The sequence below is a fragment of the uncultured Flavobacterium sp. genome, from assembly GCF_937967675.1.
In the GTDB taxonomy this organism is placed as follows: Bacteria; Bacteroidota; Bacteroidia; order Flavobacteriales; family Flavobacteriaceae; genus Flavobacterium.
The window spans coordinates 1-3832 of record NZ_CALBSN010000097.1 but is presented as its reverse complement, the minus strand read 5'-3'; the positions used below and the strand labels follow the sequence as shown (position 1 = coordinate 3832).

4 protein-coding genes are annotated in these 3832 nt (G+C 36.5%); all 4 read left to right on the top strand.

Annotated features, from left to right (window positions below):
• On the top strand, positions 1-752 hold a 752-nt coding region (locus Q0075_RS06745; RefSeq protein WP_297868842.1), incomplete at its 5' end, for a methylmalonyl-CoA mutase family protein.
• Positions 753-999: 247 nt separating this feature from the next.
• Positions 1000-1233, top strand: coding sequence for a hypothetical protein (locus tag Q0075_RS06740; protein WP_297868841.1), 234 nt, complete (start codon positions 1000-1002; stop codon positions 1231-1233).
• Complete coding sequence (locus Q0075_RS06735; protein WP_297868840.1) at positions 1223-1516, top strand: type II toxin-antitoxin system RelE/ParE family toxin; 294 nt, start codon at positions 1223-1225, stop codon at positions 1514-1516. The genes Q0075_RS06740 and Q0075_RS06735 overlap by 11 nt, the downstream gene beginning before the upstream one ends.
• Before the next feature lie 11 nt (positions 1517-1527).
• The gene (gene scpA, locus Q0075_RS06730; protein WP_297868839.1) at positions 1528-3657 is read left to right on the top strand and encodes a methylmalonyl-CoA mutase; all 2130 of its coding nucleotides are present in this window, start codon (positions 1528-1530) and stop codon (positions 3655-3657) included.
• Positions 3658-3832: the final 175 nt, after the last annotated feature.

Below are 3832 nucleotides of genomic sequence, written 5' to 3'. Positions count from 1 at the left end.
TAGCTTACACTTTAGCACAAGCAAACGAATATTTCAATAGAATTCCAGCTATCAACCAACCGATTACAATTGAAGTAGCTGTTGGAACAAATTACTTTTTTGAAATTGCTAAACTGAGAGCCTTACGCCTTTTATTCAATACATTAGCTTCAGAATTCAATCATAATTTTGATTGTCATATCATTGCAACACCAACAAAACGCAACAAAACCTTATACGATTACAATGTAAACATGTTGCGTACGACTACCGAATGTATGTCGGCGATTTTAGGTGGAGCTGATGCGGTTGCGAATTTAGCTTACGATGCGATTTATCACAAAGACAACGAGTTTGGCGATAGAATTTCGAGAAATCAATTGTTAGTTTTAAAACACGAAAGTTATTTCGACAAAGTAAACAATCCAGCTGATGGTGCGTATTACATTGAAACGTTAACAGAACAATTAGCCGAAAAAGCTTTGGAATTATTCAAAGATATCGAGAAAAATGGCGGACTGATTTCGCAATTAATCGATGGAACAATTCAGAGAAAAATTAACGAAAGTGCACAAAAAGAACAAGAACTTTTCGATTCAGGGAAAGAAGTTTTACTAGGAACCAACAAGTATCCCAACAAAAACGACCAAATGAAAAACGACTTGGAATTGTATCCTTTCGTGAAACAAAACGCCAGAAAAACATTAATCACACCAATCATCGAAAAACGTTTGGCTGAAAAATTAGAACAAGAACGATTAGCTTCGGAATAATTATGGGAACTTTATTTTTCATTTCTTGGTTAATTTCAATAATTCTTATCGTTGTAGGCTTAACATACCTAGCAGTCGGAATTACTTACAAGAACTTGAAAAAATTTTTAATCTCAATATTAATAATTATGCTATCAATATTATTTTTTTTTCTACCTTACTGTGTAGCAATAAATAAGTTGATAAAAAATTAGTAAAGGAACGATTAGCTTCGGAATAATTTAGTAACTTACAGAAAAAGAAGACCATGGAAGCAATTAGAAGATTTGTAAAAGTAAAAAATCATCAAGTAAACATTACTTTACCTGAAGATTTCAATGCAGAAGAAGTAGAAGTAATTATTCTTCCAACTTCCAAGGAATATCAAATTCCGCAATGGCAAATTGATGAAGTTAGAGAACGAACTGAAAACTATTTGAAAAATCCAAAAAGTGCAACAGATTACGAGGATTTTTTAAAAGAGATTGGAGATGAACTTTAAGATTATAATTTTAGAAGAAGCTAAATCTGATGTTCGTGAAAGTATCACTTGGTATAAAAACATCAATCCAATGCTTTCAAAAAGATTTGCTAATTCTTTTAATAATAGTGTTAAACAAATAAAAGAAAACCCATTTCGATTTCAAATTAGATATGATGAAATTCGAGTAGTTTTGTTAAAAACATTCCCTTATCTAATTCATTTTAGTATCGATAATGAAACAATAGTGATTAAAGCTGTTCTTCATACATCAAGAAACAGCAAAATCAACAAAATATTTTAATTGCTAAAGCAATGAGAAAAAACATACAACATTTAACTTTGGAGAAATCCAAAAACTTGAAACCTGAAACGTTAAACTTGGAACAAAAGTTCACAACTGCCGAAGGAATTGAAGTAAAACCAACCTATTCAAAAGAAGATATTTCTAATTTAGAGCATCTTGGTTTTGGAGCTGGTTTTGCACCAAATTTACGCGGACCATATGCCACCATGTACGTTCGCCGACCTTGGACGATTCGTCAATATGCTGGATTTTCAACTGCGGAAGAAAGTAATGCTTTTTACAGAAGAAACTTAGCGGCTGGACAAAAAGGCCTTTCTGTTGCCTTCGATTTAGCAACACACAGAGGTTACGATTCTGACCACGAACGAGTGGTTGGTGACGTTGGAAAAGCTGGTGTTGCGATTGACTCGGTGGAAGATATGAAAGTACTTTTCGACCAAATTCCGTTAGGGGAAATGTCGGTTTCGATGACGATGAATGGTGCAGTTTTACCAATTATGGCATTCTACATCGTAGCAGCAGAAGAACAAGGCGTTACTCCTAACCTATTATCGGGAACGATTCAGAATGACATTTTGAAGGAATTCATGGTGCGAAATACTTATATTTATCCACCAACGCCTTCGATGAAAATTATTGCGGATATTTTCGAATATACGAGTAAAAACATGCCAAAATTCAACTCGATTTCGATTTCGGGTTACCACATGCAAGAAGCGGGAGCTACTGCTGATATTGAATTAGCATACACTTTAGCAGACGGTTTAGAATACATTCGTACCGGTTTAGCGGCTGGAATGGATATTGATACCTTTGCTCCTCGCCTTTCGTTTTTCTGGGCGATTGGAATGAATCATTTTATGGAAATTGCAAAAATGCGTGCCGGTCGTATGCTTTGGGCAAAACTATTGAAACAATTCAACCCAAAAGACGAAAAATCATTAGCATTAAGAACGCATTGCCAAACTTCGGGTTGGAGTTTAACCGAGCAAGACCCTTTTAATAATGTGGCTCGAACTGCTATTGAAGCAGCGGCAGCAGCCTTTGGAGGAACACAATCGTTACACACCAATGCTTTAGACGAAGCGATTGCTTTACCAACCGATTTCTCAGCTCGAATTGCTCGTAATACCCAAATCTTTTTACAAGAAGAAACTAAAATCTGTAAAACGGTTGACCCTTGGGCAGGAAGTTATTATGTAGAAAGTTTAACAGCTGAAATTGCTGAAAAAGCTTGGGCTTTAATTGAAGAAGTAGAAGCACTTGGCGGAATGACGAAAGCCATTGAAGCAGGAATTCCAAAATTAAGAATTGAAGAAGCAGCCGCACGAAAACAAGCACGTATCGACAGCGGACAAGATATTATTGTTGGGGTGAACAAATACCGTTTGGAAAAAGAAGATCCGTTACATATTTTGGATGTGGATAACCAAATGGTGCGCAAACAACAAATTGAACGTTTAGAACAAATCAAAGCCACTCGCGATAACGCTAAAGTTGCTGAATGTTTAGCAAAATTAACCGAAAGCGCTAAAAATGGTGGTGAAAATTTACTATCTTTAGCCGTAGAAGCAGCACGAAACAGAGCTACATTAGGCGAAATTAGTGATGCTTTAGAAGTAGTTTTCGGAAGATATAAAGCACAAATTAGAAGTTTTAGCGGCGTGTATAGTAAAGAAATTAAAAACGACGAAAGTTTTGAAAAAGCAAAACAATTAGCCGATGCTTTCGCTAAGAAAGAAGGGCGTCGTCCTCGTATTATGATTGCGAAAATGGGACAAGACGGTCACGATCGTGGCGCCAAAGTGGTAGCAACAGGTTATGCCGACGTAGGTTTTGACGTAGACATTGGTCCGTTATTCCAAACGCCACAAGAAGCTGCCAAACAAGCCGTTGAAAACGACGTACATATTTTAGGCGTTTCTTCATTAGCAGCGGGACACAAAACTTTAGTACCGCAAGTGATTGAAGAACTAAAAAAATACGGAAGAGAAGATATTATGGTAATTGTTGGTGGCGTTATCCCAGCACAAGACTACCAATTCTTATTCGACGCCGGAGCTGTAGCCGTTTTTGGTCCTGGAACTAAAATTAGCGATGCCGCGATTACGATTTTAGAGGTTTTATTGGAGGAGTAAATAAAGACTTGTCATGCTGAACTCGTTTCAGCAACTAAAAATAAAAAACACCAGCAGAAATGTTGGTGTTTTTTATTTAATCCCATCCACCGCCATCACACCCTCCAAAAAATCAATCCCTTTCACTTCTTCAAAAAAGTCGATTTCGGTTTCGTGTGGTAAAAAATCGGAGATG